Annotated in this window: 24 protein-coding genes, 8 tRNA genes, 2 pseudogenes and 1 riboswitch; of the genes and pseudogenes, 20 read left to right on the top strand and 14 right to left on the bottom strand. The window is 72.4% G+C overall.

The window, feature by feature from the left end; translation table 11 throughout:
- Window positions 1-82: 82 nt before the first annotated feature.
- The 11 genes and pseudogenes from ribA to SA2016_RS09435 form a co-directional block, all read right to left on the bottom strand.
- Window positions 83-769 (bottom strand): GTP cyclohydrolase II, encoded by a 687-nt coding sequence (ribA, locus tag SA2016_RS09485; RefSeq protein ID WP_066497576.1) that lies wholly within the window; start codon window positions 767-769, stop codon window positions 83-85.
- Window positions 766-1,419: a 3,4-dihydroxy-2-butanone-4-phosphate synthase gene (gene ribB, locus SA2016_RS09480; protein WP_066497575.1), complete on the bottom strand. Its 654-nt coding sequence runs from the start codon at window positions 1,417-1,419 to the stop codon at window positions 766-768. Before ribB ends, ribA begins: the two co-directional genes overlap by 4 nt.
- Entirely contained in the window at window positions 1,416-2,069 is a 654-nt protein-coding gene (locus SA2016_RS09475) for a riboflavin synthase (RefSeq protein WP_066497574.1), read from the bottom strand. Before SA2016_RS09475 ends, ribB begins: the two co-directional genes overlap by 4 nt.
- Window positions 2,069-3,157 carry a bifunctional diaminohydroxyphosphoribosylaminopyrimidine deaminase/5-amino-6-(5-phosphoribosylamino)uracil reductase RibD gene (gene ribD / locus SA2016_RS09470; protein WP_066497573.1) on the bottom strand — a complete coding sequence of 363 codons (1,089 nt, stop codon included), beginning with the start codon at window positions 3,155-3,157 and terminating at the stop codon, window positions 2,069-2,071. Before ribD ends, SA2016_RS09475 begins: the two co-directional genes overlap by 1 nt.
- Window positions 3,158-3,192: 35 nt before the next feature.
- A pseudogene (locus SA2016_RS09465) lies at window positions 3,193-3,393 on the bottom strand (nicotinamide mononucleotide transporter); the annotation flags it as partial.
- Window positions 3,394-3,468: 75 nt separating this feature from the next.
- Window positions 3,469-3,611, bottom strand: a riboswitch (FMN riboswitch).
- A 158-nt stretch (window positions 3,612-3,769) separates the two neighbouring features.
- The gene (rpe, locus tag SA2016_RS09460) at window positions 3,770-4,435 is read right to left on the bottom strand and encodes a ribulose-phosphate 3-epimerase (RefSeq protein ID WP_066497571.1); all 666 of its coding nucleotides are present in this window, start codon (window positions 4,433-4,435) and stop codon (window positions 3,770-3,772) included.
- Window positions 4,436-6,064, bottom strand: coding sequence for an RsmB/NOP family class I SAM-dependent RNA methyltransferase (locus tag SA2016_RS09455; protein WP_066497570.1), 1,629 nt, complete (start codon window positions 6,062-6,064; stop codon window positions 4,436-4,438).
- On the bottom strand, window positions 6,061-6,981 hold the full coding sequence (gene fmt / locus SA2016_RS09450) for a methionyl-tRNA formyltransferase (protein WP_066497568.1): 921 nt from the start codon (window positions 6,979-6,981) through the stop codon (window positions 6,061-6,063). Before fmt ends, SA2016_RS09455 begins: the two co-directional genes overlap by 4 nt.
- Entirely contained in the window at window positions 6,978-7,574 is a 597-nt protein-coding gene (gene def / locus SA2016_RS09445; RefSeq protein WP_066497566.1) for a peptide deformylase, read from the bottom strand. Before def ends, fmt begins: the two co-directional genes overlap by 4 nt.
- 72 nt (window positions 7,575-7,646) lie before the next feature.
- Window positions 7,647-8,618, bottom strand: coding sequence for a PD-(D/E)XK nuclease family protein (locus SA2016_RS09440; protein WP_229710948.1), 972 nt, complete (start codon window positions 8,616-8,618; stop codon window positions 7,647-7,649).
- Between the two features lie 102 nt (window positions 8,619-8,720).
- Window positions 8,721-8,795, bottom strand: a tRNA-Val gene (locus SA2016_RS09435).
- Between the two features lie 226 nt (window positions 8,796-9,021).
- Here SA2016_RS09435 and SA2016_RS09430 point away from each other — a divergent pair.
- The 8 genes from SA2016_RS09430 (at window position 9,022) to SA2016_RS21420 (ending at window position 10,010) form a co-directional block, all read left to right on the top strand.
- Window positions 9,022-9,094, top strand: a tRNA-Gly gene (locus tag SA2016_RS09430).
- A gap of 38 nt (window positions 9,095-9,132) precedes the next feature.
- A tRNA-Cys gene (locus tag SA2016_RS09425) sits at window positions 9,133-9,203 on the top strand.
- Window positions 9,204-9,236: 33 nt separating this feature from the next.
- Window positions 9,237-9,308 (top strand) — tRNA-Val (locus SA2016_RS09420).
- Between the two features lie 23 nt (window positions 9,309-9,331).
- A tRNA-Gly gene (locus tag SA2016_RS09415) sits at window positions 9,332-9,404 on the top strand.
- Between the two features lie 49 nt (window positions 9,405-9,453).
- Window positions 9,454-9,525, top strand: a tRNA-Val gene (locus SA2016_RS09410).
- A 22-nt stretch (window positions 9,526-9,547) separates the two neighbouring features.
- Window positions 9,548-9,620 (top strand) — tRNA-Gly (locus tag SA2016_RS09405).
- Window positions 9,621-9,659: 39 nt separating this feature from the next.
- Window positions 9,660-9,731: transfer RNA gene (locus SA2016_RS09400), tRNA-Val, on the top strand.
- 123 nt (window positions 9,732-9,854) lie between these two features.
- Complete coding sequence (locus tag SA2016_RS21420; protein ID WP_157089123.1) at window positions 9,855-10,010, top strand: hypothetical protein; 156 nt, start codon at window positions 9,855-9,857, stop codon at window positions 10,008-10,010.
- Window positions 10,011-10,181: 171 nt separating this feature from the next.
- On the opposite strand, the gene zapE is transcribed toward SA2016_RS21420, so the two are convergent.
- A complete protein-coding gene (gene zapE / locus SA2016_RS09395; protein WP_066497562.1) occupies window positions 10,182-11,216 on the bottom strand; it encodes a cell division protein ZapE in 1,035 nt (344 codons plus the stop codon).
- A 264-nt stretch (window positions 11,217-11,480) separates the two neighbouring features.
- Here zapE and SA2016_RS09390 point away from each other — a divergent pair, with 264 nt between their 5' ends.
- From SA2016_RS09390 to ybaK, 3 genes are all read left to right on the top strand, one after another.
- A complete protein-coding gene (locus SA2016_RS09390; protein ID WP_066497560.1) occupies window positions 11,481-12,395 on the top strand; it encodes a sulfurtransferase in 915 nt (304 codons plus the stop codon).
- A 122-nt stretch (window positions 12,396-12,517) separates the two neighbouring features.
- Window positions 12,518-12,991 (top strand): SufE family protein, encoded by a 474-nt coding sequence (locus SA2016_RS09385; RefSeq protein WP_066497559.1) that lies wholly within the window; start codon window positions 12,518-12,520, stop codon window positions 12,989-12,991.
- Between the two features lies 1 nt (window position 12,992).
- A complete protein-coding gene (gene ybaK / locus SA2016_RS09380; protein WP_066497558.1) occupies window positions 12,993-13,502 on the top strand; it encodes a Cys-tRNA(Pro) deacylase in 510 nt (169 codons plus the stop codon).
- A gap of 45 nt (window positions 13,503-13,547) precedes the next feature.
- Here ybaK and SA2016_RS09375 read toward each other — a convergent pair whose 3' ends face one another.
- On the bottom strand, window positions 13,548-14,792 hold the full coding sequence (locus SA2016_RS09375; protein ID WP_066497556.1) for an alpha/beta hydrolase family protein: 1,245 nt from the start codon (window positions 14,790-14,792) through the stop codon (window positions 13,548-13,550).
- Between the two features lie 140 nt (window positions 14,793-14,932).
- On the opposite strand from SA2016_RS09375, the gene SA2016_RS09370 reads away from it, so the two are divergent.
- The 9 genes and pseudogenes from SA2016_RS09370 (at window position 14,933) to SA2016_RS09330 (ending at window position 25,314) form a co-directional block, all read left to right on the top strand.
- Window positions 14,933-15,424, top strand: coding sequence for a hypothetical protein (locus SA2016_RS09370; protein WP_066497554.1), 492 nt, complete (start codon window positions 14,933-14,935; stop codon window positions 15,422-15,424).
- Window positions 15,425-15,438: 14 nt separating this feature from the next.
- A complete protein-coding gene (gene msrB / locus SA2016_RS09365; RefSeq protein ID WP_066497553.1) occupies window positions 15,439-15,879 on the top strand; it encodes a peptide-methionine (R)-S-oxide reductase MsrB in 441 nt (146 codons plus the stop codon).
- A 179-nt stretch (window positions 15,880-16,058) separates the two neighbouring features.
- The gene (locus SA2016_RS09360) at window positions 16,059-17,465 is read left to right on the top strand and encodes a DUF6421 family protein (protein ID WP_066497550.1); all 1,407 of its coding nucleotides are present in this window, start codon (window positions 16,059-16,061) and stop codon (window positions 17,463-17,465) included.
- The gene (locus SA2016_RS09355; protein ID WP_066497549.1) at window positions 17,462-18,220 is read left to right on the top strand and encodes an SDR family oxidoreductase; all 759 of its coding nucleotides are present in this window, start codon (window positions 17,462-17,464) and stop codon (window positions 18,218-18,220) included. Before SA2016_RS09360 ends, SA2016_RS09355 begins: the two co-directional genes overlap by 4 nt.
- A gap of 81 nt (window positions 18,221-18,301) precedes the next feature.
- Window positions 18,302-19,401, top strand: a pseudogene (locus SA2016_RS09350) (threonine aldolase family protein).
- Window positions 19,402-19,772: 371 nt separating this feature from the next.
- Window positions 19,773-20,363 (top strand): DUF3000 domain-containing protein, encoded by a 591-nt coding sequence (locus SA2016_RS22210; protein WP_066497548.1) that lies wholly within the window; start codon window positions 19,773-19,775, stop codon window positions 20,361-20,363.
- An 85-nt stretch (window positions 20,364-20,448) separates the two neighbouring features.
- Complete coding sequence (locus SA2016_RS09340) at window positions 20,449-21,834, top strand: ribonuclease D (protein ID WP_066497545.1); 1,386 nt, start codon at window positions 20,449-20,451, stop codon at window positions 21,832-21,834.
- A 109-nt stretch (window positions 21,835-21,943) separates the two neighbouring features.
- Window positions 21,944-23,158: a thiolase family protein gene (locus SA2016_RS09335; protein WP_066497543.1), complete on the top strand. Its 1,215-nt coding sequence runs from the start codon at window positions 21,944-21,946 to the stop codon at window positions 23,156-23,158.
- A gap of 8 nt (window positions 23,159-23,166) precedes the next feature.
- Complete coding sequence (locus SA2016_RS09330) at window positions 23,167-25,314, top strand: 3-hydroxyacyl-CoA dehydrogenase NAD-binding domain-containing protein (protein ID WP_066502297.1); 2,148 nt, start codon at window positions 23,167-23,169, stop codon at window positions 25,312-25,314.
- Between the two features lie 112 nt (window positions 25,315-25,426).
- Here the strand turns inward: SA2016_RS09330 and SA2016_RS21900 are convergent, their stop codons facing one another.
- The gene (locus SA2016_RS21900) at window positions 25,427-26,041 is read right to left on the bottom strand and encodes a hypothetical protein (protein WP_066497538.1); all 615 of its coding nucleotides are present in this window, start codon (window positions 26,039-26,041) and stop codon (window positions 25,427-25,429) included.
- Window positions 26,042-26,051: the final 10 nt, after the last annotated feature.

The raw sequence follows: 26,051 nt of genomic DNA, 5'->3' as shown, positions 1-26,051 counted from the left end.
CGATGGTCTTCCTTCGTCGGTGGTGCTTCGGTGGCCGAAGCGTTCGGTGGTGGCCCCGTGGGGCCGCGGGGTCGGACGCGGGTCAGTCGGTCTCGCCGCTGACGCGCAGTCCCGTGTGCTCGAGGTCGAGCCTGAGCAGGTGGTCCATGCGCTCCTTCTTGGTCCTGAGGTAGCGCAGGTTCTCGGCACGGGAGGGCACCTCGGTGGGCACCATCTCCACCACGTGCACCCCCGCCTTGGCGAGGCGGTTCTTCTTGTCCGGGTTGTTGCTGAGCAGGCGAATGCTCGTCAGGCCCATCTCGGCCAGGATCATCGCCGCCGCGGTGTAGGAACGCGCGTCCACGGGCAGCCCGAGCTGCTCGTTGGCCTCGACAGTGTCGAAGCCGGCCTCCTGCAGCGCGTAGGCCCTGATCTTGTTGGCGAGGCCGATCCCACGCCCCTCGTGGCCACGCAGGTAGAGCAGCGTGCCGCCCTGGGCCCTGATCAGGCCGAGGGCATAGGCCAGCTGCTCGCCGCAGTCGCAGCGGTAGGACCCGAAGACGTCCCCCGTGAGGCACTCGGAGTGGAGCCGCACCAGCGGGGCCGACCCGTGGGCCGGCGGCTCGGGGGAGCTGACGGCGAGGTGCTCGGCGCCGGTCGCCTCGTCAATCCAGGCCTGGGCGATGAACTCGCCGAACGCGGTCGGCAGATTCACGATGGGCCCCCCGGACACGGTGACGGGAGGGGCGCCGTCGTGCTGCGCGGGGTGGTGCGACGCGTTCTTGCTCATCCGTCTCCTCCTCGAGCGCCCCGGAGGGCGGCGACGTGGGCTGCAAGGTCCTCGATCGAGATGAGCGGGCACCCGTGTTCGTCGGCGAAGGCCCGCAGGGCGGGCAGCCGCATCATCTCGCCATCGTCGTGGACCACCTCGGCGATCACCCCGACGGGGGCGAGGCCTGCGAGGCGGCACAGGTCGACGGCCGCCTCCGTGTGGCCCGGACGGACCAGTACACCACCGTCAACTGCACGGAGCGGGAATATATGCCCGGGGCGGGCGAAGTCGGCCGGCCCGGCGGCCGGGTCGGCAAGTGCCAGGGCAGTGCGGGCCCGGTCCGTGGCGCTGATCCCCGTGGCGACCCCGGCCCGGACGTCGCACGAGACGGTGTAGGCGGTGCCCTTGGCGTCCTGGTTGTCCTCCACCATGGGCGGCAGGGCCAGCCGGTCCGCGGTCTCTCCCGGGAGCGGAACGCAGATGACCCCGGAGGAATGGCGGATGGTCCAGCCCATGAGCGCCGGTGTGGCAAGCTCGGCGGCGAAGACGATGTCGCCCTCGTTCTCCCGGCTCTCGTCGTCGACCACGAGCACGGGCCGGCCGGCGCGGAGCGCGTCGACGGCGGCCTGGACGGGCTCGAGCTTGATCTCGTTGACGGTGCGGGTCACGGCCGCGCCTCCTCTGCGGTAGTGCGGGGCTGCTCCGCGGCGGCGTGCCCGAAGGCGAGGAGCCGCGCGGTGTACTTGGCGAGGACGTCGACCTCGAGGTTCACGGACGCCCCGACCGCCTTGTCGCCGAGGCCTGTCTCGGCGAGGGTCGCCGGGATGAGCCCGACCTCGAACCAGGGGTCGGGCTCCGCTGGGCCGCTCACCGCGGTCACGGTGAGGGAGACGCCGTCGACGGCGATGGAGCCCTTCTCGGCGATGTACCGCGCGAGGTCGGCGGGGACGGCGAACCGCAACCGGTTCCAGTTCTCGAGCGGCTCGCGCTCGAGCAGTGTTCCGACGCCGTCCACGTGGCCCTGCACGACGTGGCCGTCGAGCCGTCCGCCGGCGGGGACGCAGCGTTCGAGGTTGACCGTGTCCCCGGGGGCGAGGGCGCCGATCGTGGTGCGGGCGAGGGACTCCCCCATGACGTCGACCGCGAAGCGGGTGCCGTCGTTCGTGACCGCCGTGAGGCAGCATCCGTCGACGGCGATCGAGCCGCCGAGGGGCAGGTCCCGGGCCAGGGTGGGCGCGGTGAAAGTCAGGACCGCGCTGTCGCCCGAGCGGCGGACGTCCTCGACGGTGCCGCGTTCGGCGATGATTCCTGTGAACATCAGTGGATCTCCTTCTCGGGTGCGGGGGCGGTGGCGGCGGGGACCAGATGGAGCCTGAGGTCGGCGCCGAGGCGCCGGACAGCCCCGCCGTCGGACTCGTCCCAGTCCCAGTGCTGGGCATCGGCGAGGGTGCGGATTCCGAGGTCCGCGACCGCGTTCTTCCCCGAGCCGAGGATGGTCGGGGCCTGGTAGACGATGAGCTCGTCGACGAGGCCGGCGGCGAGGAAGGCCGCGATGATGCGCGCGCCGCCCTCCACCATCAGATGGCGGACTCCGCGGGCGAACAGGGCGGAGAGCGCCTCGGCGGGGTCCTGGGTGGGCAGGTGGACGAACCGCCCGTCGGTGCCGCGGACCGCGGCGTCCTCGGGGACCGGGGTCAGCCCCATGACGGCGCGGAGGGGCTGGTGCGCCAAGGGCGATCCGTCCTCGCCCCGGGCGGTGAGGCGCGGATTGTCGACGGCGACGGTCTGGCTCCCGACGAGGATGGCGTCGATCCGCGCCCGGAGGGCGTGGTTGTCAGCGAGGGACTCGGCGCACGTGATCCACTGGCTTGTTCCGTCCTCGGCCGCGATGCGGGAGTCGAGCGTCTGGGCCATGTGGAGCGTCACGAAGGGCCGCCGCGCCGCCACCGCGGTCAGCCACCTGCGGTTGAGCTGTGCGGCCTGGGCGGCCCTGACCCCGGAGACGACGTCGATGCCCGCCGCCCTGAGGGTGGCGGCTCCACCGCTCGCCACGTCGTGGGGGTCGTCGATCGCGTAGACGACGCGTGCGACGCCGGCCGCGATGAGCGCCTGGGCGCAGGGCCCGGTCCGTCCGGTGTGGTTGCACGGCTCGAGCGTGACGTACATCGTCGACCCCGTGAGGTCGACGCCGCGCTGGGCCGCCTGGACGATGGCATCCCCCTCGGCGTGGGCGGTTCCCGCACCGCGGTGCCAGCCCCTGGCGAGGACGTCGCCGTCCGGTCCGACGGCGATGGCGCCCACGAGCGGGTTGGCTCCGCGCACGCCGCGGGCGGCCAGGGCGAGGGCCTCGTCCATGATGTCCAGGTCGGTCGGCCGTGCTGCGCGGGCCGTGCCGGGGGCGCTCATGCGGCCACCGCCACGGGCGCGTCGGCGGATCCGGGGGCCAGCCCGACGGCCGCCCCGGCGAAGACCGTCAGGAGAATGAGATTGCCCGCGATTCCCACGGGCCACGCCCACACCCGGCGGCCCATGCCGCCGAGGGCGCTCGCGAGGCCGAACGCATTGCCGACCACCTCGCGGAGGAGGAGCGCGGATCCCGCCACCGGGATCTGCGCCAACAAGAGCCACTGCATGAAGTCCATCGCAACCATCCTTCCCTTCACCGCAGCGGCTCCGGGGTTGCGACAGAAGCGGTGCGCGCAGCGCACCGCGGAACTGTACGTGCTTCTCCCATCCAGACTTTGACTGTCGGTGCCGGAATTCCACCGGCTCAACCGGCACTCCGCTCTGATGCGAGCGGACCGCCGGGTCGCGGACTATCACCGCCGGTTCGGACTTTCACCGACCCCGGAGCACGTTTTCGTTGGTTCGGCCGCCGGAGGTGCTGCCTCAGTGACGTCTCGGGTCCACGGGGACCCGGTCATTGATGACAGTTCAACCAAACGGCCAGTGCCCATTGTGCCACATGGATCAGCCGTGGTGCGCGGCGCGCGTCACACGGCCCTGGCGGCCGGTGGATCAGGCGCGGGCCGCGCCGTCGGCGAGGGCCCTGAGCTTCTCGACGGCAGCGGCGGCGTCGTCCGCGCCGTAGACCGCGGAGCCCGCCACGAAGACATCCGCTCCGGCCTCGGCCGCGCGCTCGATGGTGGAGACGGAGATGCCTCCGTCGACCTGGATCGCCAGGTTGGTCCCCGCCCCGTCCACCGCCTCGCGGGCGCGGCGGATCTTGGGCAGCGTGACGTCGAGGAACGCCTGGCCGCCGAAGCCGGGTTCCACGGTCATGATGAGCAGCATGTCCAGCTCCGCCAGCATGTCGAGGTAAGGCTCCACTGCCGTCGCCGGACGCAGGGCCATGCCGGCACGCGAACCTCGGGCCCTCAGCTCGCGGGCGAGCTTGATCGGGGCGATCGCGGCCTCCGCATGGAAGGTGACGGACGCGAGGCCCAGGTCCGCGTAGAGGGGCGCCCAGCGGTCGGCGTCGGAGATCATGAGATGGGCGTCGAGCGGGACCGGGCTCACGGCCTGGATCCTCTCCACCACCGGCAGCCCGAGCGTCAGGTTCGGCACGAAGTGGTTGTCCATGACGTCGACGTGGACGGCATCGGCGGTGGCGATCCGGCCCAGTTCCGCCTCCAGGTTCACGAAGTCGGCGGACAGGATGCTCGGGTGGATGCGGCAGGTCACTCAGGTCTCCTTCGATGGCGTGGCGGCCGGCAGCTTGCGGAACAGTGCCAGGAACATGGCGTCCGTCGAGTGGACGTGCGGCCAGAGCTGCGCCGTGCCGTCGTGGCCGGCCCCCAGTGGGCGCAGGGCGACGGCGTCGAGCGCGGCACCGGCGTCGAGCAGCTCGATGTCATGGCGCCGCTTCAGGGCATCGGCGACCACCACCGTGGTCTCGGCCGGGTGCGGCGAGCAGGTGATGTAGCCCACGACGCCGCCGGGCGCCGCCGCGTCGATCGCGGCGTCGAGGAGCGCGCGCTGCAGCGGGCCCAGCTCCGCGAGATCACTGGGTGAGCGGCGCCACCGTGACTCGGGGCGCCGCCGGAGGGCTCCGAGCCCGGTGCAGGGTGCGTCCACGACCACCCGGTCGAAGCGGCCCGGGTACTCGCGGCCGAGGTCTCGTCCGTCGCCCGTCCGCACCTCCCACACGGAATCGGGAACCGGCGCCAGGGCCTTGCGGACGAGCTCGGCGCGGTGCGGTGCGACCTCGTTGGCGAGGAGGGTCGCCCCCTGCTCCGCGGCGAGGGCACCCAGCAGCGCGGCCTTTCCTCCGGGACCGGCGCAGACATCGAGCCACCGCTCGGGCCGCCGGTCCGCGCCCGCGGCGTCCGCGGGCACGTCCCCGGCGCGGTGGAGGGGTGCCGCGGCCACGGCCCGGGCCACGAGCTGCGAGCCCACGTCCTGGGCGCGGAGGGTCCCTTCGCGGACGGCGGGCAGGCGCCCGAGGTCGCCGCCGCCTGAGAGGGCCGAATCCTCGACGAGATCGCCGGGCTGGGCCCCCGCGTCGAGTGCCTCCTCCAGACGGCCGAGGCCCGGCAGCGCGACCAGGTTCACCACGGGGGCGGCGTTGTCGGCGTCGAGGAGCTCGGTGATCTCCTCGACCGGGCGCCCGTGCGCGGCGAGCGACTGCCGCAGGGCGCGCACGATCCACGACGGGTGGGCGTAGGCCAGGGCGTCGCGCTCCGTGGCGTCCGGCTGCGCGGCGGTCAGCTCCGCGAGCCACTCGTCCGCGGTCCTGGCGCTCACCCGACGCAGCACGGCGTTGACGAGCGAGGACGGCCCGGCGCCCACGACGGCGCGGGTGAGGGCAACAGTCTGGTTCAGCGCCGCGTGCGGCGGGACACGCATGGCCAGCAGCTGGTGGGCGCCGAGGCGGAGGACGTCGAGCACCGCCGGATCGAGCTGGGAGAGGGGGCGGTCGACGTTGAGGGCCAGGATCGCGTCATAGGTGCCCTGGCCCCGCAGCGCGCCGTACGCGAGCTCGGTGGCGAAGGCCGCGTCGCGGCGGTCCAGCCGGTGCCGGCGGATGCTCTGGGGCATGACGAGGTTCGCGTACGCGTCGTCGCGCGAGACGGCGCGCAGGACCTCGAACGCCACAAGCCGGGCAGGATCGGCGGCCCGGGAGCGCTGGCTCGGTGCCTGGCCGCTGAACTGCCGCGGGCCGCGTCCGCCGCGGTTGCGCTCGCGCCCATGGGTGTCACGCCTGGGCCCTGGGCCCCCGCCCTCCGGGCGCCCGCGGCCGCCGGGTTCGCGCTCGGGGCGCCCCGGTTCTCCGCGGCGGCCGGATCCGCCCGGCCCTCGCCCGTCGCTCATCCGAGCACCGTCCCTTCAATGTCGCCGGCCCCGCGGGCCCAGTCAGCGGCTGCCATCATCTTCTTCCCGGCGGGCTGGACCCTCGTCAGTTCGAGCGCATGGGTTCCCGTGCCGACCACGAGGGCCTTGCCTGCCCAGCCCAGCCGTCCCGGTTCGAGGCCCTCCACGTCCGGACGCAGGCGGGGTGGGTCGAGCTTGAGCCGCTGCCCGTCGAGGAGCGTCCAGGCCCCCGGCTCGGGAGTGACTCCCCGCGCCCTGCGGTGCAGGGCGAGCGCGGGCAGGGTCCAGTCGAGCCGGCCGTCCTCGAGGGTGAGCTTGGGAGCGAAGCTCGGTTCGCCGGCCTGCGGGCGCGGCTCGAGCCGGCCCGCGTCGATGCCCGAGAGCGTCTGGCACAGCAGCTCGGCCCCGCTGGCGGCGAGCTCGGCGAAGAGGTCTCCGCTCGTGGCCTCCGGGGGCGGCGTGAGCGCGAGCGTCCCGTACACGGGTCCGGTGTCGAGGCCCTCCTCGAGCTGGAACGTGGTGGCGCCGACCACCTCGTCGCCGTGGATGACCGAGTACTGCAGCGGCGCGGCGCCGCGCCAGGCCGGCAGGAGCGAGAAGTGCAGGTTGACCCAGCCGTGGACCGGGACGGAGAGCGCCGGCGGAGGCACGATCCCGCCGTAGGCCACGATGGCGGCCACGTCCGGAGACCAGGCGGCGATCTGGGCGACGACCTCGTCCGTGATGCGGGCGGCCTTGATGACCGGGAGCCCCAGCTCCTCGGCGCGGGCAGCCACGGGCGAGGGGGTGAGGACCCGCTTCCGGCCGAGCGGCGCGTCGGGGCGGGTCAGGACGCCGACGACGTCGAACCCGGCGCCCATGATCCGGTCGAGCGACGGGACCGCGACCTGCGGGGTCCCTGCGAAGAGCACCCTCATCGGCGCGGCCCCACCCCGAAGGCCGCTCCCGGTGCCGCATTGCCGGTCCCGAAGGCCGAGCCGATCCGGGCCGCGCGCTTGCCCACCGTCGCGTCGACCTGCGAGCGGTAGTCGATCGAGCGGATGGCCCGCAGCGCGGCCTTGCGGTCCTCGCCCTCGAGCCGGTCGGGGAACAGCACCCCATCGAGGTGGTCCGTCTCGTGCTGGGCGATCCGCGCGAGGAGGCCCTCGGCCGCGAACTCGACGGGAGAGCCGTCGGCGTCGTACCCCCGCACCACCGCGCGAGCGCGCCGGCGCACGGGGAAGGCGACCCCGGGGATGCTCAGGCAGCCCTCGACCATGTCCTCCTGGAAGTCGTCCGATAGCTCCAGGACGGGGTTGACGACATGACCGCGTACGCCGTCCATCTGGTACGTGAAGACGCGCTGGCTGACGCCGACCTGCGGTGCTGCGAGGCCTGCGCCGTCGACGTCCTCCATCGTCTCGAGCATGTCCGCCACGAGCCGCCTGAGGCCCGGACCGAAGTCCGTCACCGGTTCGGCGACCGTGCGGAGCACTGGGTCGCCGATGATCCTGATGGGCAGGACAGCCATGATCGGGCCTTTCTGGTCAGAGCCGGTGCGTTTCTTACACCCGGAAGGGGCGCGGCGCGGGGCGCCTCAAGTCTAGTGGCCGGGCGTGGCGTGGTCAGGGACGGGAAGGGCGGCCGCGGGCTGAGGGTCCATGGGCTCGCCGACCGCGGGCTGGCCGACAGGAGGCTGGCCGACCGCGGGCTGGGGCGCGAGGGCGGCCGGAGGCGGTGGGGCCAGGGGCAGGAGGGTACGGCCGGCTGAGGCGGCCTCCACCCGGGCACCCCAGACACGGCGCAGCTGGCAGAACGTGGACCAGTGGTGCCGACGCACCTCAGGATTGACGCGGACGGCGGCGTGCTCGGTCTCTCCCACCGCGACGGCGATCAGCAGCGGGTCCTCGCCGTGGGCCCAGGGTTCCCACGTGCCTGCTTCGGCGTCGACGAGGCTCTCCTCGGCCTTCATCCCGGCCACGAGCTGCATCGCCACCTTGTCATCAAGGGACTTGACCCGGCCGTCCCGCGAGGTGCCCTTCGTCTTGTAGTCGACGAGGCAGATGCGTCCGTTGATCCTCGCCACGAGGTCGAGCGTGCCGGCGTACCCGAGGGAGTGGTTCCAGACGGTGAGCTCGGCGGCGACGGGTTCGACCCCGAAGGCCTGCCACCAGTGGTCCACGCTGCGGGCGAAGCCCTCTTCCCCGCGCTCCCGCAGGGCCTCGAGCGTTTCCTGGACCCGATGGGGCCTGCCGAGGGCCTGGAGCGCCAGCTGCTCTGCATAGCTGTGGACCCGGTCGCCGCGCTCGGCCGCCGAGCGCGCGTAGGCCTCGGAGGCATCCACGGCGGTGCGGACGAGCCTGCGCATCTTGGACGGGTCGGCTGCCACCTGCCCCAGCTCCGGATGGTCGGCCACGTGCTTGGCCGCCATGTAGCTCCGCCAGCCGTCCAGCTCCACCGGCTGCTGGGAGATGACGGTCGTGATCGAGGGGACGGTCGGCGGTTCCCGGAACGAACGCCGGTACATGCGTCCGAACCCGTCAGGAGACGCTGCTGCGAGTTCAGGGGCTGTCATGGTGAAAGCCTTTCACGGGGGTCCGACAGTCTCGGCGCACGGATCACCACGGGTGAGCCTGCACAGAACAAAGGACCCCCGGACACAGTCCGGGGGTCCTCATGGTGGGCGATACTGGGTTCGAACCAGTGACCTCTTCGGTGTGAACGAAGCGCGCTACCACTGCGCCAATCGCCCGTTCCTGCCCGTCCGGTTTCCCGGCCCGAGCGCTTTACGACTCTAGCCCAGACGCCACCCGACTGCCAAATCCACCCCCGAGCCGCCCGGCGGGACACGGCGCCGGCGGATTTGTGCAATGAGCTCACGGTCCGATAGAGTCGTAACTCGTTGAAGCGGGCCCGAGACCGGCGAACTGCACTCCGCGAGGAAGGCACACCGGGCATGGGCTTCGCGGAAAACCCCCGCGGACGTAGCTCAGTTGGTAGAGCACCACCTTGCCAAGGTGGATGTCGCGAGTTCGAGTCTCGTCGTCCGCTCGCAGGACACTGTCGAAGCATCATCTCGATGCCTACACGGTGGGGTGGCCGAGAGGCGAGGCAGCGGCCTGCAAAGCCGTATACGCGGGTTCGAATCCCGTCCCCACCTCGGTGGACACAACCTGCTCCCGCACGGGAGTGAGGGCGATTGGCGCAGCGGTAGCGCGCTTCCCTGACACGGAAGAGGTCACTGGTTCGATCCCAGTATCGCCCACGGAGGAGCAGCAGCTCCCCCACGCGGACGTAGCTCAGTTGGTAGAGCACCACCTTGCCAAGGTGGATGTCGCGAGTTCGAGTCTCGTCGTCCGCTCTCTTCCCGTTAAGCCCCTCCTGGGCTCGGGAGGACACCTGAAGGACCCGGGCGATTGGCGCAGCGGTAGCGCGCTTCCCTGACACGGAAGAGGTCACTGGTTCGATCCCAGTATCGCCCACGGAGGAGCAGCAGCTCCCCACGCGGACGTAGCTCAGTTGGTAGAGCACCACCTTGCCAAGGTGGATGTCGCGAGTTCGAGTCTCGTCGTCCGCTCTCTTCCCCTCCTGGGGAACCAGACGTGAACAGCCCCCGGGGCGATTGGCGCAGCGGTAGCGCGCTTCCCTGACACGGAAGAGGTCACTGGTTCGATCCCAGTATCGCCCACTCTCGGCGCTCCCTCGTGGGGCGCCTTTCGCGTCTCTCCCCCGTGCCGCCGGCGGCGCGGCCTTCCCGTCCGCTGATAGCGGAACCCCTTTCGGCACCGACCGGTTGGAAAGCCACTCCTCCGTGGCTACGATCGAGCACAGCAGGGGCGAACTGGCCCCGGAGGCAGGAAAGGAGGTGGCCGTGTTTCTTCTCGACGAGATGAAGGGCAAGGCTGAGGATCCCACCCATGACAGGCTCGGCGACAGGCTCGCCGACCGCGTCTGCGGAGTCCAGTAGGCCGCTTTCGATCCTGTGAACGGCGTGGATCGGGACCTCGTCCCGGAACACTGCTGGTCCACCGGTCGAGCAATCGGCCTACGGCTGAGGGCCTGAGCCTCATCAGCCCGATCATCGTCACTGGGTGCCGGTACCGCCGCGAGGCGGGACCGGCACTTGGCGTCTCTGGGGTCAGGACGGCTCGTGCGTCTGGCCCTCGCGGGCCAGGGCCGTCAGTCGGGAGACGGCCCGGAAGTACTTCTTCATGTACCCGCCCGCCATCATCTCCTCGGTGAAGAGCTGGTCGAACGGGACGCCGGAGGCCAGGATGGGCACGTCCCTGTCGTAGAGCCGGTCGGCGAGGACCACGAAGCGCAGTGCGGTCGCCTGCGACTCGATCGTGTGGACGTCCTTCCACACGACCCCGTCGATCCCGTCGATGAGCTGGCGGTACCGGCTGGGATGGACCCCGGCGAGATGCTTCAGGAGGGCCCCGAAATCGTCGACGGCGACCAGGCCGCCGTCGAACTCCGCGTTCATCCGGGCATCGAGCTCGTGGGTCTCCAGCGGCGCCGGCGCCGCCGGGAGTCCGCGGTGGCGGTAGTCCTCGCCGTCGATCCGCACGACGTCGAACTGGTCGGCCAGCACCTGGATCTCGCGCTGGAAGTCGACGGCAGCGAACCTGCCCTCGCCGAGCGAGCCCGGAAGCGTGTTCGACGTGGCCGCGAGCTTCACGCCGGCGTCGGCCAGCTCGCGCATGAGCCGGGACATGAGCACGGTGTCGCCGGGGTCGTCGAGCTCGAACTCGTCGATGCACACGAGCTTGTACGAGCTCAGGGCATCGACCGTCTTGCGGAAGGACAGCGCCCCGACGAGGTTCGTGTACTCGACGAAGGTGCCGAAGGCCTTCGGACCGGGGGCCGCGTGCCAGAGGGAGGCGAGCAGGTGGGTCTTGCCGACACCGAAGCCGCCGTCGAGGTAGATCCCGGCGCGAGTGGCCGGCTTGGAGCCGAACAGCCGCGAGAGCAGCCCGCCGGCAGAGGCGCCGATCCCATCGCTGAACGCCTCGAGTTCCTTCACCGCGGCGGCCTGGGTGGGCTGCGCCGGGTCAGGGCGGTAGCTCGAGAAGGACACCTCCCCGAACCGGGCGGACGGCCGCAGGCCCGTCAGGAGCTCCTCGACGGACACTCTGGGCGTGCGGGTGGTGAGGTGTTCGACAGTCGCCAAGGGTTCCGTCCGTGGTCATGGGGTCGGTGGGCCACCGGCCAGCTTACCGCCGCGCGCGGGCGTGGGGGCCACAGTGTGCCCAACCGCACAGGACGGCCTGCGAGGGCCCCGCCGCGGACATGTTGCTCCGCGTGACTCATGCCACCCGGGCCCACACGCTTCCCCGCGTGCGTGGCTACGCTGGTGGGGACCACTTCAGGGGCGCGGCGTCCGCCGTCCGGCCATCCGCCGCGCGCCCTGGCTCAGCCGAGCGAAAGGCACACCATGAGCTACCCCGCCGACAGCAGCGAGAAGTTCGCCGCATACGCCCACCCCGAGCGCCTCGTGTCCACCGAGTGGCTCGCCGAGCAGCTGGCCGCCGGTGCCGTGGGGACCGGCAGGCTCGCCGTCGTCGAGTCGGACGAGGACGTGCTGCTCTACGAGACCGGGCACATCCCGGGGGCCGTCAAGATCGACTGGCACACGGACCTCAATGACGAGGTCACGCGCGACTATGTGGACGGCGCGGGCTTCGCCGAGCTGCTCGCTGCCAAGGGGATCTCCCGTGACACCACGGTGGTCATCTACGGCGACAAGTCGAACTGGTGGGCCGCGTACGCGCTCTGGGTCTTCACCCTGTTCGGGCACGAGGATGTGCGGCTGCTCGACGGCGGTCGGGACAAGTGGATCGCGGAGGGCCGCGAGCTGACCACGGAGGTCCCCTCCCCGGAGCGGGCCGAGTACCCCGTCGTCGAGCGCAACGACGCGCCGATCCGCGCCTTCAAGGAGGACGTGCTCGCCCACCTCGGCAAGCCCCTCATCGACGTCCGCTCCCCCGAGGAGTACTCCGGGAAGCGCACGCACATGCCGGCCTACCCGGAGGAGGGCGCGCTGCGCGGCGGCCACATCCCGACCGCGGCATCCATCCCGTGGGCCCGCGCGGCCGCCGAGGACGGGACGTACCGGTCCCGGCAGGAGCTCGAGGCGCTGTACCTCGGCGAGGCGGGGCTCACGGCGGGCGACGAGGTCGTGGCCTACTGCCGGATCGGCGAGCGCTCGAGCCACACCTGGTTCGCGCTGAAGTACCTGCTCGGCTTCGACAGCGTGCGCAACTACGACGGCTCGTGGACCGAGTGGGGCAACGCGGTGCGGGTGCCGATCGTGAAGGGCGAGGACCGGGGCACCTGGCCGCTCAGCTGAGGCGCGGCGCCCGCGGACGGACAGCACCTGGCCGCTGAGCTGACGCAACCGGGTGTCACACAGGGCCCCGCCGACGGCGAACGCGCGCCGTCCGGCGGGGCCTTGGGCTTACTCTGGAGGAGATGAGCACCAACACCTTGCCCGCCGCGCTGGCGGAGATCGTCGAAGACTTCCAGGCCGTCGAGGAGCGCGAGCGGCTCCAGCTGCTGCTCGAGTTCTCGCAGTCGCTGCCCGAGCTGCCGGAGCGGTACCACGACCACCCCGAGCTGCTGGAGCAGGTCGTCGAGTGCCAGTCGCCGCTGTTCATCTCGATCGAGACCGAACAGGCGCCCGAGGGCACGCCGTCCGCCTCGGGGCCCGTGGTCCGGCTGTTCTTCTCGGCTCCGCCCGAGGCTCCCACCACCCGGGGCTTCGCCTCCGTGCTCCACGAGGGCCTGGACGGCCTGACCGCCGCCGAGATCCTCGCGGTGCCGGACGACATGCCCGAAGAGCTGGGCCTGACCCGCCTGGTGAGCCCGCTGCGGATGAGGGGCATGGCGGCCATGCTCGGTCGGATCAAGCGCAAGGTGCGCGGGGAGTGCCCCCTGGGCGCCTGACGTGGCGAAGAAGGCGAAGGACGGCCCCGGCACCCCCGCCACGAAGGCCCTCGATGCGGCCGGCGTGCCGTACACGGCGCGCGCCTACAGCCACGACCCCGCGGTGTCGAGCTACGGGGCGGAGGCGGCGGAGGCCCTTGGCGTCGATCCCGGGCGCGTGTTCAAGACCCTGATGGTGGAGGTCGCGGCGGGCCGCGGGAGCACCCTCTGCGTGGCCGTCGTGCCGGTGACGGGGAGCCTCGACCTCAAGGCCGCTGCCGCGGCCTTCGGGGCCAAGAAGGCAGCCATGGCCGATCCCGCCGCGGCGGAGCGGCGCACGGGCTACGTGCGCGGGGGCATCTCCCCCCTCGGCCAGCGGCAGTCCTCCCCCACGGCGGTGGACGATTCCGCCCTCGCCCACGCCACCGTCCTCGTCTCCGGCGGACGGCGGGGCTTCGACGTCGAGCTCTCCCCCGCGGACCTGGTCCGCCTCACGGGCGCGGTGGTCGCCCGCCTCCGCACAGCAGACTGAGGCCCGGCGCCCCGGAGCGGACCGGGATCGCGGTCCCGCACGGCGTCAGGCGGCGCCGCCCGGCGCCCGGCGGGGGGCGAGCACATCGGAGAGCCAGGCGCTCACCACGGACATCCACCGCTCAGGATCGACATTCCATTCCTTCGTGTGGCGCGCGTGCCGGAACGTCTCGAGCGTGACCATCTCGGGGTTGCGCTTCGCGAGCTCGAGCGAGGGCCCGACCGGGACGAAGTCGTCGTCCACGCTGTGCAGGATCAGGGTCGGGGTGCGCAGCTCGACGGCACGGGTCACCCAGTCCATCGCCTTGAAGTCCAGCGGCGCGGCCAGGCCCGTCAGGCGCCGTCCCCAGGAGCGTCCGAGGAGCAGCTGGCCCAGGCGTCCCACCCGGGAGGGGATGCGGTTGAGCCGGGCCTGGTAGGCGAGCACGTCCACCCAGTCGACGACGGGCGCGTCGAGCACGAGCGCGCGCACGTGCTCACGCAGCAGGGATGAGTCGGCGGCGAGCAGGCTGATCGCCCCGCCCATGGACCAGCCGAAGAGGACGACGTCGCGGGCGCCCGCGTCGAGGGCGTACTGGATGGCAATCTCGACGTCGCGCCACTCGGTCATGCCGAGCCCGTAGCGCCCGTCCGGAGCGGCGGGCGCCTCCCCGTCGTTGCGGTAGGAGATCAGCAGCGCCGGCATGCCCAGTGCCTGGACGGTGGGGAGCGCACGCAGCCCTTCGCCGCGAGTCGCCCCCCGGCCATGGACAAGGATCGCCCACGTCGCCCCCGGCGCGGGGACGTACCAGGCGGGGCCGCGGCCGACGTCGAGCGGCAGTATCACGTCCTCGTACGCGAGGCCGAGGTCCGCGGGCGAGCCGTAGACGTAGCCGCTCCAGCGCGCCCGGACCGCCTTGGTGATGTCTCCGGAGTATTCGGCCAGGACCGGCCGCGTCACCGTCGTCTCCTCGGGCGCATAGTCGATGGGCGCGCCCAGGCGCACGTGCCCGGCGCCGCCGTCGAAGAAGAGGCTGTACTCCCCCTCGGCCCGTGTCTCGGAGGTCGCCCGGAGGATCACCCGCCGGGAGGAGCCCTCGCCCTGGACGGCGAGGACCTCCTGGTCCTCGGTCTTGGTCCGTTCCGGGGTGACGATGCGCCGGGCGAAGTACGTCGCGAGCGCCGAGCTCGACGCTGCGGCCGCCGAGGCGAGCCCCAGGGCCGCCCCGGCCCCTGCGAGGGCCCACACGGCGCGGGGCAGCGGCTCGGACTCGGACTCGGACGACGGCGCGTGGGCGGCTCGGGCGGGCATGTCCCCATTGTCGCAAAAGGGTCCGGGAGGACCCGTGAGGCAGGCCCGCGCGGACGCCGCCGCGGCCTGCCCCGCCGCCCGGACGCAGGCGCGCGCTGAGCCTCTCCCGCTCGCGGCAGCCGCTGCCCTACTCTGGGTCCATGAGCGCGCCGATCCTCATCCTGACCGAAGTCGCCCTGGGCCCGAGCGAGCGCAAGGCCGTCGAGGGCCTCCTCAGCGGCGAGGCCGCGGCGATCGATGTCCTCGTCCCCGCAGGCCGCAAGCGCCGCCTCGTGGTGGACTTCCTCGACCATCTGTCCATGCTCGAGTTCAGCAAGGCCGTCGAGGGGCTCTCCGAGCAGCCCGCCGACCCTGCTGCGCAGAGGTCCGCCGCGGAGGCCGCCCTGGAGGCCTCGCTCGCCGCGCTCGCAGGACTCGGGGGCGAGCTCACCGGGAGCATCATCGAGGGCGACCCCGTGCACGCCCTCGCCGAGCGCGCCGCTGCGGCCGGCGCCGAGCAGGCCGTCGTGGTGACCCTCCCGCACGCGATCGAGGACACGTTCCACACCGACTGGGCCAACCTCGCCCAGCGCAAGCTCGGCATCCCCGTCCTGCACCTGTACGCCGGGACGGGATTCATCGGGGACTCCTGAGCGTTGGAGTGGATATGGACACCACCTCCACCCCCACCCCTGATCCAGGCCGGGCGCCTGCTGCCCTCACCGAGGACGAGTGGCGCGCCCGCCTCACTGACGAGGAGTACCGCGTCCTGAGGCAGGCGGGCACCGAGCGCGCCTACACCGGGGAGTACTGGGACACCCATACGCAGGGGTCGTACCGGTGCCGGGCCTGCGGCGCCGAGCTCTTCACCAGCAGGACGAAGTTCGACTCCCACTGCGGCTGGCCCTCCTTCTGGGCGCCCCTCGCCGAGGACGCGGTCGTGTACCTGCACGACCGCACTCTGGGCATGGACCGCATCGAGGTCCGGTGCGCCTCCTGCAACTCCCACCTCGGCCACGTGTTCGAGGGCGAGGGCTACGGCACGCCAACCGACCAGCGCTTCTGCATCAACTCCATCTCCCTGACCCTCGTGCCCGACGGGGACTGACGCGGGCCGGCGATGGCGGGCCGGCTGCTGGCGAGGACCAGCAGCCGGCCCGCCTCATATCCTGACCGATCAGTCTGAGCCCAAGAGTTTCTGATGCATCACCGCTTTTAGACCTCAGCTTCGCTGTCCCTCGATACGCTCGGATCACACCCGGCCCCTTCAGAGAGAGCGAGAGTGACATGTCCGCCACCGCCGCCGCGACCGCCGTCGCGTCCACCCCGAACCTTCCCGTCCAGGACGACCCCGCGTGGCACGCCCTGAAGGCCGCGGCCATCGAGTTCCAGGGGCTGCAGGCGCAGGACGGCTCGGTGCCCGACGCGGCGCACCACGAGCGGGCGGCCGCACTCGTCGAGACCATCACGGCCGCCGTGGCGGCACTCGCGCCGCGCTTCCCGCACGACGCCGAGTACCTGCGCCTGCTCGGCGCCGACTTCCGCGCGTGGGCCGCGGGCGGCTTCGGCGTTCCAGACTTCCTCGATTCGCTCGAGGCCTTCCAGCCGCAGCAGCACCGCGTGGACGGGCTGGCGCACCTCGTGGTCTTCCCCATGTACACGCAGAACGGGAGCCGCAACCGGTACGTCGAGGCCGTCCTCGTCGAGGTCGTGTGGCCCGAGTTCGTCGCCGAGCTCGAGGCCGGCCAGTACAGCAACCGCCTCTTCGTGCCGATCCGCTTCCTGGACTTCACGCCCGGCTACGCGACCAACTCCGCCGTGCTCTTCCCCGAGACCGTCGCCATGCGCGAGGTCCCCACCTTCACGTGGGGCGCGATCTTCGCCGACCGCGAAGCGGCCCGCTTCCGCCGGGTGCTCGACGCCGCGGCGAAGGTGACCAACCTCGAGCTGCCCGAGGACGCCGCCGAGCTCGTCGCGGACCAGAAGCTCGCCCAGGAGACGTTCGTGATGTGGGACCTCATCCACGACCGCACCCACATGCGCGGCGACCTCCCGTTCGACCCGTTCATGATCAAGCAGCGCATGCCGTTCTTCCTCTACTCGCTCGAGGAGCTCCGGTGCGACCTCACGGCCTTCCGCGAGTCGGTGAAGATCGAGCGCGACGAGAAGGCGGCGCCCGAGGCGCGGCGGCACGCGAAGCTCGTCCAGTATGCCGTGATCTTCGACCGGATCTTCCGGTTCGCGATCACCGGCGGCCGCGTGCGCAACTACGACGGGCTCGGGGGCCAGCTGCTCTTCGCGTGGATGCACCAGCACCATGTCCTGCACTGGACGGACACGAAGCTCGCCATCGACTGGGACCAGGTGCCCGAGGTGGTCAGCGCGCTCGGGGATGCGATCGACGAGCTCTACTGGCGTTCCATCGACCGCCCGAAGGTGGCACACTGGCTCGCAGCGTACGAGCTCGTCGCCGGGACCGTGACCCCTCACCCGGCCTCGGTGTGGGCCAAGGGCCCCGACGCCCTGCCCCTGGCCGGCACGCCGCGCGAGATCACAGACCAGGTCCTCGACGACGAGTTCCCGCTGTCCATGTTCTACGAGGCACTGGAGAAGAAGATGCGCTCCGTCATCGCCTCCACGGCCGGCATCACGGGCGAGACCGCCCTGCCGGCCGGCCCGGGGGCCGCAGAGTGACGCTCCCGCCGGCATCCGGCGCGCAGGGCGCGGCCGTGGTCGTCGCGGGGGCCACCTCGGCCTCCGGACGGGCCACGGTCCGCGCCCTGCGCGCGGCAGGCGCCACCGCGATCGCCGTGGGGTCCGACGCCGGCCGCCTCGCCGAGGCCTTCGGGCCGCCGGCCGCGGCCGACGGCGCCGTCCCCCAGCACGCGTGCGACCTCGCCGACTTCGCGGCCACCCAGCGGCTCGCGGAGGACCTGCGGGCCCGGTTCGGCAGCGTGGACGGCGTGATCCACCTCGTGGGCGGCTGGCGCGGCGGCGGAACGTTCGCCGAGCAGAGCGACGCCGACTGGGACTTCCTGGCCCGGGGAGCGATCACGACCCTCCGGAACACCTCGCGGGCCTTCTTCGAGGACATCGCGGCGTCCCCGCGGGGCCGGTTCGCGATGGTCTCCTCCACGACCCTCGACCGCCCGAGCGCTGCCAACGCCAACTACCAGGCCGCCAAGGCCGCCGCGGAGGCGTGGACCCGGTCGATGGCGCAGGGACTCGCGCTGCAGCAGTCCGCGCGCAAGGAGGATCCGCTCCCCCAGGCGAGCGCCGCCGTCGTGCTCGCCGTGAAGGCCCTCCTCGACGACGCGCAGCGCGCCGCCGCGCCGGACCGGAAGTTCCCCGGCTACACCCACGTGGACGTCCTGGCCGCCCGGGCGGTGGCCCTCTTCTCCGAGGACGCCGCCGAGATCAACGGTGGCCGCCTCGACCTGACCGGCTGAGCAGCCCTAGCGGACCCCACCGAGACCTGAACCCGCCGAGACCTGAAACGCCACCTAGACCTGAAACGAGTGCGCAATACTGTGACCGTGACATCCCCCTCTTCCTCCCTGCACTCCCCCGCCGCCCCCGCGGGCTGGCCGCTCCATGACTCCGCCGTGCGTGGCTTCGCGTCCGACAACTATTCCGGGGCCCACCCGGAGGTGCTCGCCGCACTGGCCTCGGCCAACGGCGGCCACCAGGTCTCGTATGGGCAGGACGAGTACACCGCGAGGCTGCAGGCCGAGATGGAGGCGCTGTTCGGCGAGGGCGTCCAGGCGTACCCGGTGTTCAACGGCACGGGCGCGAACGTCGTCTCGCTGCAGTCGCTCGTGCCCCGCTGGGGCGCCGTGGTGTGCGCGACCACGGCCCACATCAACGTCGATGAGAACGGCGCCCCAGAACGGGTCGGCGGCCTCAAGCTCCTCGGCGTCCCGACGTCGGACGGCAAGCTTACCCCCGAGCTGATCGACCGCGAGGCGTGGGGCTGGGGGACGAGCACCGCGCCCAGCCGCTGGCCGTCTCGCTCACCCAGACGACCGAGCTGGGCACGCGATACTCGGTCGAGGAGCTCCGCGCCATCACCGAGCACGCCCATTCCCGCGGGATGAAGGTCCACATGGACGGGGCGCGGCTCGCGAACGCGGCCGCCAGCCTCGGCGTCCCGGTGCGGGACTTCACCTCCGATGCCGGGATCGACATCCTCTCCTTCGGCGGGACGAAGAACGGCATGCTCTTCGGCGAATGCGTCGTCGCGCTGGACCCCGAGGCGGCCCAGGGGCTGACCTATCTGCGCAAGATGGACATGCAGCTCGCCTCGAAGATGCGCTTCGTCTCCGCCCAGTTCCTCGCCCTGCTCGAGGACGGCCTGTGGCTGCGCTCGGCCGCGCACGCGAACGCTATGGCAGCCCGTCTCCGTGCGGCGGTCGAGGGGCTCGACGGCGTCGAGCTCACCCAGGCGACCGAGTCGAACGGGGTGTTCGCGATCCTTCCCGAAGGAGTGGCCGACCGCCTGCGTGAGCGGTTCCGCTTCTACGACTGGGACGCGGCACGGCGCGAGGTGCGCTGGATGTGCTCCTTCGACACCACCGAAGAGGACGTCGACCGCTTCGCCGAGGCGCTCCGGGAGGAGCTCGCCCGCTAGCCCGGCCACCCGCGTCCCGGCGCTGATCCATGGGGGCCGGCCTGATCGGGGTCGACGCCGAGCGTCCCCAGCGCGGGCCGGCCGCGGCGTCCTCGGAGCAGGCGGAGGGGTTCGACGCCGAAGTGCGGCAGATTGCCCCCGACGCCGCGCCGCGGGGCAGTTCGATCCGACCGCCCTCACCACCGAGCACGGGCCGCTGGACTCTGCCATTGGGGGGGCTACGAGGCCTTCGACCCGCGCGAGCCGGGCTGGATCAAGGTCGAGCTGGCCGCGACGGAGGGGTGAGTCCGCCCCTCCCTCGGGCTGCCGCCGCGCTGACCTCCCGGCGTGCCGTTCCTGCCGTGGAAACGGCGCCAGCGTACTCTGGGACCGTGACCGCACTAGCACACCTGCCTGCGGACTTCTTGACAGCCCTCCGCTCCATGCGGAGTGCCACGGGCATGCTCCGCCAGGGAGACTTCCGCCTCGAGGAGATCCCGGCACCCGCGAGGCTTGCGCCCTATGCCGTGGCCCTCGAGGCCGACGTACGCGACGGAGACGAGGAACTCGCCACCGGCCGCTTCATCCTCCTCCACGACCCGGAGCCCCCGGCTGTCTGGGACGGAACCTTCCGCGTGGTGACCTATATCAGGGCCCAGCTCGAACCCGAGATGGGCAACGACGCCCTCCTCGGCTCCGTCGCGTGGACGTGGCTGGTCGAGGCCCTCGAGAAGCACCATGCCCACTACACCGCCGCCGGCGGGACGGCCACCCGCGTGCTCTCGGAGAGCTACGGAACGCTCGCCGACCGCCATGACACGATCGACATCGAGCTGCGGGCCTCGTGGACCCCCGACGGCCCGGACCTGCGGGACCACCTCGAGGCCTGGTGCGACATGGTCTCCACCTTCGCCGGAATCCCGCCGCTCCCCGAGGGCGTGGCGGTGCTGCCGCGGCGCCGGCGCAAGGCGGACCCCCGCTGAGCCGTTTCGCAGGGGGCCGCTTCCCAGGCCGCCGATTCCCAGGGGGACGGGCCCGAAGGGGCGGCAGCGATAGACTGGCGCCATCATGACCGCACAGCCCCACGACGCCACAGGGACGGGATCGGGCAGCGGACCCGACCAGGGCCCGGAAGCGACCCAGGTCCCCCCGCCCGCCACGACGACGCCGGAGAACATCCTGGTGGAAGGCTTCGGGGTCCCGGTCCCCGCGGTCATCCAGCTTGACGAGCCCCGTGACGGCGTCCCCCTCGTGATCTCCACGAAGGAAGGCCTCGAACGGGCAGCCGCCTCCCTCGCGCAGGGCACCGGGCCGGCCGGAGTCGATGCCGAGCGCGCCTCCGGATTCCGCTACGGCCAGCGCGCCTTCCTGGTCCAGATCCGGCGCGAGGGATCGGGGACCTGGCTCATCGACCCCGAGCCGTTCGACAACCTCGCCATCCTCAACGACGCCCTGGCCGGGGTCGAATGGATCATCCACGCCTCCACGCAGGACCTCCCGTGCCTCTCCGAGCTCGGCATGTGGCCCGACCGGCTCTTCGACACCGAGCTCGCGGCCCGACTCGCGGGCCTGCCGCGCGTGGGGCTCGCCGCCGTCGTCGAACAGCTCCTCGGCTTCAGCCTCGCCAAGGAGCACTCGGCGGCCGACTGGTCGACGCGGCCCCTCCCCGAGCCCTGGCTGCGCTACGCGGCCCTCGACGTCGAGGTCCTGGTCGAGCTGCGGGACGAGCTCGCCGACCTGCTCGAATCCCAGGGCAAGCTGGGGTACGCGGCCGAGGAGTTCGCCGCGATCCTCGCCGCGGGGGTGGCCGAGCCCAAGGCCGATCCGTGGCGGCGCACCTCGGGGCTGCACCAGATCCGGGACCGACGCCAGCTCGCCGCGGTGCGCGAACTCTGGCTCGAGCGCGATTCGCTGGCCGAGAAGCGGGACATCGCGCCCGGCAAGCTGATCCCGGACTCGGCCCTCATCGCCGTGGCCCGGGCGATGCCCGCCACCGTGCCGCAGCTGCTCGCGACCAAGGGCTTCCACGGCCGGGCCGCCCAGCGCGAGGCCCCGCGCTGGCTCCGCGCCGTCGCGGCCGCGCGCCACCTCGAGACCAGTGAGCTGCCTCCCCTGCACCTGCCGAGCTCCGGCCCGCCCCCGCCCAGGGTGTGGGACGACCGCGACCCCGAGGCCGCGGCACGGCTCAAGACGGCGCGGCCGCGTATCGCCGCCCGCGCCGAGGAACTCGGGATGCCGACCGAGAACCTCCTCACGCCCGACCACCTGCGCCGCGTCGCCTGGCGGCCGCCGGAGCCGCTCACCCCGGACACGCTCGCCGATGCCCTGCGGGGTCTGGGCGCACGGCCGTGGCAGATCACCGAGACCGTGCCGCTCCTGCTGGACGCGTTCCTGCACCCGCGCCCCCTCAAGGCGGCGGACGAGGCCAGGGCAGGGGCCTCCGGGCGGGGCTGAAGGCGTTCTCCTCTGGGTCGGCGGGCCGCCGCCGTTGCGGACCAAGTTACTGCTCAGTAACATGGCTGTGAGGGCGGTCACCGCCCACCAGACATCCGAGGAGCTGCCCATGTCCAGCAGGCACATCCGGGACGTCGTCTTCGTCGACGGCGTCCGCACCCCCTTCGGCAAGGCCGGAGAGAAGGGGATCTACCACGGCACGCGCGCCGACGACCTCGTCGTGAAGACGATCCGCGAGCTGCTGCGCCGCAACCCGTCCCTCCCCGCAGAGCGCGTGGACGAGGTCTCGATCGCCGCGACGACCCAGACCGGCGACCAGGGCCTCACGATCGGCCGCACCGCCGCGCTCCTTGCGGGCCTGCCCCGCTCGGTCCCCGGCTTTGCGGTGGACCGCATGTGCGCCGGCGCGATGACGGCCGTCACCGCGACGGCGAGCGGAATCGGCGTCGGGGCGTACGACGTCGTGATCGCCGGCGGCGTCGAGCACATGGGCAACCACCCCATGGGACAGGGCGCCGACCCCAACCCGCGCTTCATGTCCGAGCGCCTCGTCGACCCGGCGGCCCTGAACATGGGCAATACGGCAGAGAACCTGCATGACCGCTTCCCGGACATCACCAAGGAGCGCGCCGACGCCTACGCCGCCGCCTCCCAGGCGAAGCTCGCCGCCGCCTATGCCGACGGCAGGATCCAGCCCGATCTCGTCCCCGTCGCAACCCATCGCCCCGGCGAGGGGTTCGGGCTCGCGACCGCCGACGAGCCGCCGCGCCCGGGCACGACGGTCGAGGACCTCGCAGCGCTGCGCACCCCGTTCCGGCCGCACGGGCGGGTGACGGCCGGCAACGCCGCAGGGCTGAACGACGGCGCGACGGCGTGCCTCCTCACCTCTGCCGAGACGGCCGAGGAACTCGGCCTCGCCCCGAAGATGCGGCTCGTCTCCTACGCGTTCGCCGGGGTCGAGCCCGAGGTCATGGGCATCGGCCCGGTGCCGGCCACCGAGAAGGCCCTCGCCAAGGCCGGCCTGACGATCGAGGACATCGGCCTGTTCGAGATCAACGAGGCCTTCGCCGTGCAGGTCCTGAGCTTCCTCGACCACTTCGGCATCGCCGACGACGATCCCCGCGTCAACCGCTACGGCGGCGCGATCGCCGTCGGGCATCCCCTCGCCTCCTCGGGCGTTCGCCTCATGACCCAGCTCGCGCGCCAGTTCGCCGAGGATCCCGGCGTGCGCTACGGCATCACCACGATGTGCATCGGCCTCGGCATGGGGGGCACGGTCATCTGGGAGAACCCCCGCCATGCCGACTACGGAAAGGGCGAGTGAACACCGCCATGACTGCCCAGTCCACCTTCGACGCGTTCGCCACGCTCGCCGCCCAGGTGCCCGATGAGATCGTCACGCACGCGCTCGTCAACGAGGTCGAGGTCCCTGCGGGCGGCCGGTCCTTCCGGATCGCCCTCGTCACCCTCGACAACGGCCTGGACCACACCAAGCCGACCACCCTCGGGCCGGGGACGCTGATCGAGCTCGGCCGCACCCTCGAGGGCCTCCGCGACCGGGCCGCGGCCGGCGAGATCCAGGCCGTCGCCGTCACGGGCAAGCCCTACTTCCTCGTGGCCGGCGCCGACCTGACGACCGTCAAGACGCTGCGCGATCCGGCCGCCGGCGAGCAGATGGCCCGCCTCGGCCACGCCGCCTACGATCTGCTCGCCGACCTCGGCGTCCCGACGTTCGCGTTCATCAACGGCGTGGCCCTCGGCGGCGGGCTCGAGATCGCGCTCGCCTGCACCTACCGCACCGTCTCGACCGGAGCGCAGGGCATCGGCCTGCCCGAGGCCTTCATCGGACTCGTCCCGGGGTGGGGCGGGGTCTGGCGCCTCCCCCGTCTCACGGGCCCGGAGGCTGCCCTGAAGGTCATGATCGAGAACCCCCTGAGCAACAACCGCACCATCCGCGGCCCGGAGGCCTACCGGCTCGGTGTCGCGGACGCGCTCTTCGAGCCGGCCGACTTCCTCGAGCGCTCCCTCGCCTGGGCCGCGTCCGTCCTCGCCGGGGAGACCTCGGTCGAGCGGCCGAACGCGGTCGAGCCCCGCACCGATGCGGCCGTCGCCGAGCGCTGGGCCGCAGCGGCGAAGGCTGGTCGGGACTTCGTCGCCGCCAGGACTTCCAATGCCGCGCCCGCACCGGGCAAGGTCCTGGACGTCTTCGAGGCGGGCGCCACCGCGACCCAGCAGGAGTCGGCGGAGCTCGAGGTCGCAGCCCTCACCGCGCTCATGCAGACCCCGCAGTTCCGTGACACCGTGTACGCGTTCCTCGACCTCGTCCAGAAGCGCGGCAAGCGGCCCGCCGGCGCCCCCAACGCCAAGCTCGCGCGAGAGGTCACGAAGGTCGGCGTGGTGGGCGCGGGCCTCATGGCCAGCCAGCTCGCCCTCCTGTTCGCGCGCCAGCTCAAGGTCCCGGTGGTCATGACGGACGTGGACCAGGCACGCGTGGACAAGGGCGTGGGCCACGTCCATGCCGAGGTGGACAAGCTCCTGGACAAGGGCCGGATCTCCCGCGACGCCGCGAACCGCACCAAGGCCCTCGTGAGCGGCTCCGTCTCGAAGGCCGAATTCGCGGACGCGGACTTCGTGATCGAGGCCGTGTTCGAGGAGCTCTCCGTCAAGAAGCAGGTCCTCGCCGAGGTCGAGGCCGTGGTCAAGCCCGAGTGCATCCTCGCGACCAACACGTCCTCGCTCTCCGTCACGGCCATGGCCGAGGACCTCGCCCACCCCGAGCGCGTGGTCGGGTTTCACTTCTTCAACCCCGTCGCGGTCATGCCGCTCATCGAGATCGTGCGCGCGCCCGCGACTGACGACGCGGTGCTCGCCACCGCCTTCGTCCTCGCCAAGGCACTGAAGAAGACGGCCGTGCTCGTCAAGGACGCCGCGGCGTTCGTGGTGAACCGCGTGCTGCTGCGGCTCATGGGCGAGGTCACGGCGGCGTTCGACGAGGGCACGCCGGCCGAGGTCGCCGACAACGCCCTGGCGCCCATGGGCCTGCCGATGACGCCGTTCGTGCTCGCCGAGATGGTGGGCCTGCCGGTGGCCCAGCACGTCGCGGAGTCCCTCCACGCCGCGTTCGGCGACAGGTTCCACGTCTCGGCCAACCAGCAGGCACTCATCGACGCCGGGGTGAAGGGCCTCTGGGGGACGGGGCCGGACGGCCGCCGCGAGATCCGGCCCGAGGCCCTCGCGGTGCTGTCCTTCGGGGACGCGCCGTCCACGTCCGAGCAGGTCCTCGCGCGCTGCCAGGATGCCCTCGCCGAGGAGATCGGGCTCCTGCTCGCCGAAGGCGTGGTGGCCGGCCCCGAGGACGTGGACCTGTGCATGATCCTCGGCGCGGGCTGGCCGATGCACCTCGGCGGCATCACGCCCTACCTGGACCGGGTGGGCGCCTCCGAGCGCGTCAACGGGAAGCCGTTCCACCCGGAATCCTGACCACTCGGGTACCGCGCCCCCGCCCGCCAGAGACCCCGCAGCCCCACCGTCGTGCTGTGGGGTCTCTGGCGGTGCGCTGTGGGGTCTCTGGCCTTGCGGGTGGGGTCTCCGGTCAGGCGCGGCGGAAGCCCTCGGCCAGGAAGGCCCCCAGGCGCTCGTCGGTGCCCACGAGCGCGTCCGGGGCCGAGCCGGCCGCGAAGCAGAGCGCGCCCGCCCACGCGCTGCGGACCACGGCGCCGCCGTGGGTCCAGTAGGACGCGACGCGCTGCCCGCCCGCCGTCACCTCGAAGCGTTCGGCGTCCACACAGCGGCCGTCGGGGAGGTCGATGGGCTCGGCCGGATGCCGGCGGATCTCCGCGGGCGCCGGCAGGCCGTCCGGCGCCGCCTCCTCCACCCGCCGGTACGCGGCGCCGTCGCGGGCGGACGCGGCCAGCTGCGACACGAGGAGGTACTCGCCGCTCGCAGGGAGCGTGTCGGCGTCGAGCTCGGCCTCGTCACGGCGGGCGCCCCCCTCGAGGCCGCCCGGTTCCTGCCGGTACCGGAAGGCGTGCCAGGTCTCCCCGGACGGGGCCAGCCGCAGGAGGGACTCGGAGGCGAACAGGGTTCCGGCACCGTCCTCGAACGCGACGCGGGTGGTGAGCAGCTCGCCGTCGAACGTGCGGCAGACGGCGCCGCGGTGCACGCCCGCCACCCAGAAGCCCTCCCAGCGCTCCCACGCTGCGCCCACGCGTCCTCCT

Origin of the sequence: Sinomonas atrocyanea, from assembly GCF_001577305.1 — a bacterium.
In the GTDB taxonomy this organism is placed as follows: Bacteria; Actinomycetota; Actinomycetes; order Actinomycetales; family Micrococcaceae; genus Sinomonas; species Sinomonas atrocyanea.
This window is presented reverse-complemented; position numbering and strand designations above follow the sequence as displayed.

Bases quoted from the DNA above. Each gene is read 5' to 3' on its own strand.
- ribD (WP_066497573.1), bottom strand. From the start codon at position 3,157: ATGAGCGCCCCCGGCACGGCCCGCGCAGCACGGCCGACCGACCTGGAC.
- SA2016_RS09475 (WP_066497574.1), bottom strand. From the start codon at position 2,069: ATGTTCACAGGAATCATCGCCGAACGCGGCACCGTCGAGGACGTCCGC.
- SA2016_RS09455 (WP_066497570.1), bottom strand. From the start codon at position 6,064: ATGAGCGACGGGCGAGGGCCGGGCGGATCCGGCCGCCGCGGAGAACCG.
- SA2016_RS09385 (WP_066497559.1), top strand. From the start codon at position 12,518: ATGAGCACCAACACCTTGCCCGCCGCGCTGGCGGAGATCGTCGAAGAC.
- def (WP_066497566.1), bottom strand. From the start codon at position 7,574: ATGGCTGTCCTGCCCATCAGGATCATCGGCGACCCAGTGCTCCGCACG.
- SA2016_RS09440 (WP_229710948.1), bottom strand. From the start codon at position 8,618: ATGACAGCCCCTGAACTCGCAGCAGCGTCTCCTGACGGGTTCGGACGC.
- SA2016_RS09370 (WP_066497554.1), top strand. From the start codon at position 14,933: ATGAGCGCGCCGATCCTCATCCTGACCGAAGTCGCCCTGGGCCCGAGC.
- SA2016_RS09390 (WP_066497560.1), top strand. From the start codon at position 11,481: ATGAGCTACCCCGCCGACAGCAGCGAGAAGTTCGCCGCATACGCCCAC.
- ribA (WP_066497576.1), bottom strand. From the start codon at position 769: ATGAGCAAGAACGCGTCGCACCACCCCGCGCAGCACGACGGCGCCCCT.
- SA2016_RS09375 (WP_066497556.1), bottom strand. From the start codon at position 14,792: ATGCCCGCCCGAGCCGCCCACGCGCCGTCGTCCGAGTCCGAGTCCGAG.
- SA2016_RS09335 (WP_066497543.1), top strand. From the start codon at position 21,944: ATGTCCAGCAGGCACATCCGGGACGTCGTCTTCGTCGACGGCGTCCGC.
- SA2016_RS09360 (WP_066497550.1), top strand. From the start codon at position 16,059: ATGTCCGCCACCGCCGCCGCGACCGCCGTCGCGTCCACCCCGAACCTT.
- fmt (WP_066497568.1), bottom strand. From the start codon at position 6,981: ATGAGGGTGCTCTTCGCAGGGACCCCGCAGGTCGCGGTCCCGTCGCTC.
- SA2016_RS09330 (WP_066502297.1), top strand. From the start codon at position 23,167: ATGACTGCCCAGTCCACCTTCGACGCGTTCGCCACGCTCGCCGCCCAG.
- SA2016_RS09340 (WP_066497545.1), top strand. From the start codon at position 20,449: ATGACCGCACAGCCCCACGACGCCACAGGGACGGGATCGGGCAGCGGA.
- msrB (WP_066497553.1), top strand. From the start codon at position 15,439: ATGGACACCACCTCCACCCCCACCCCTGATCCAGGCCGGGCGCCTGCT.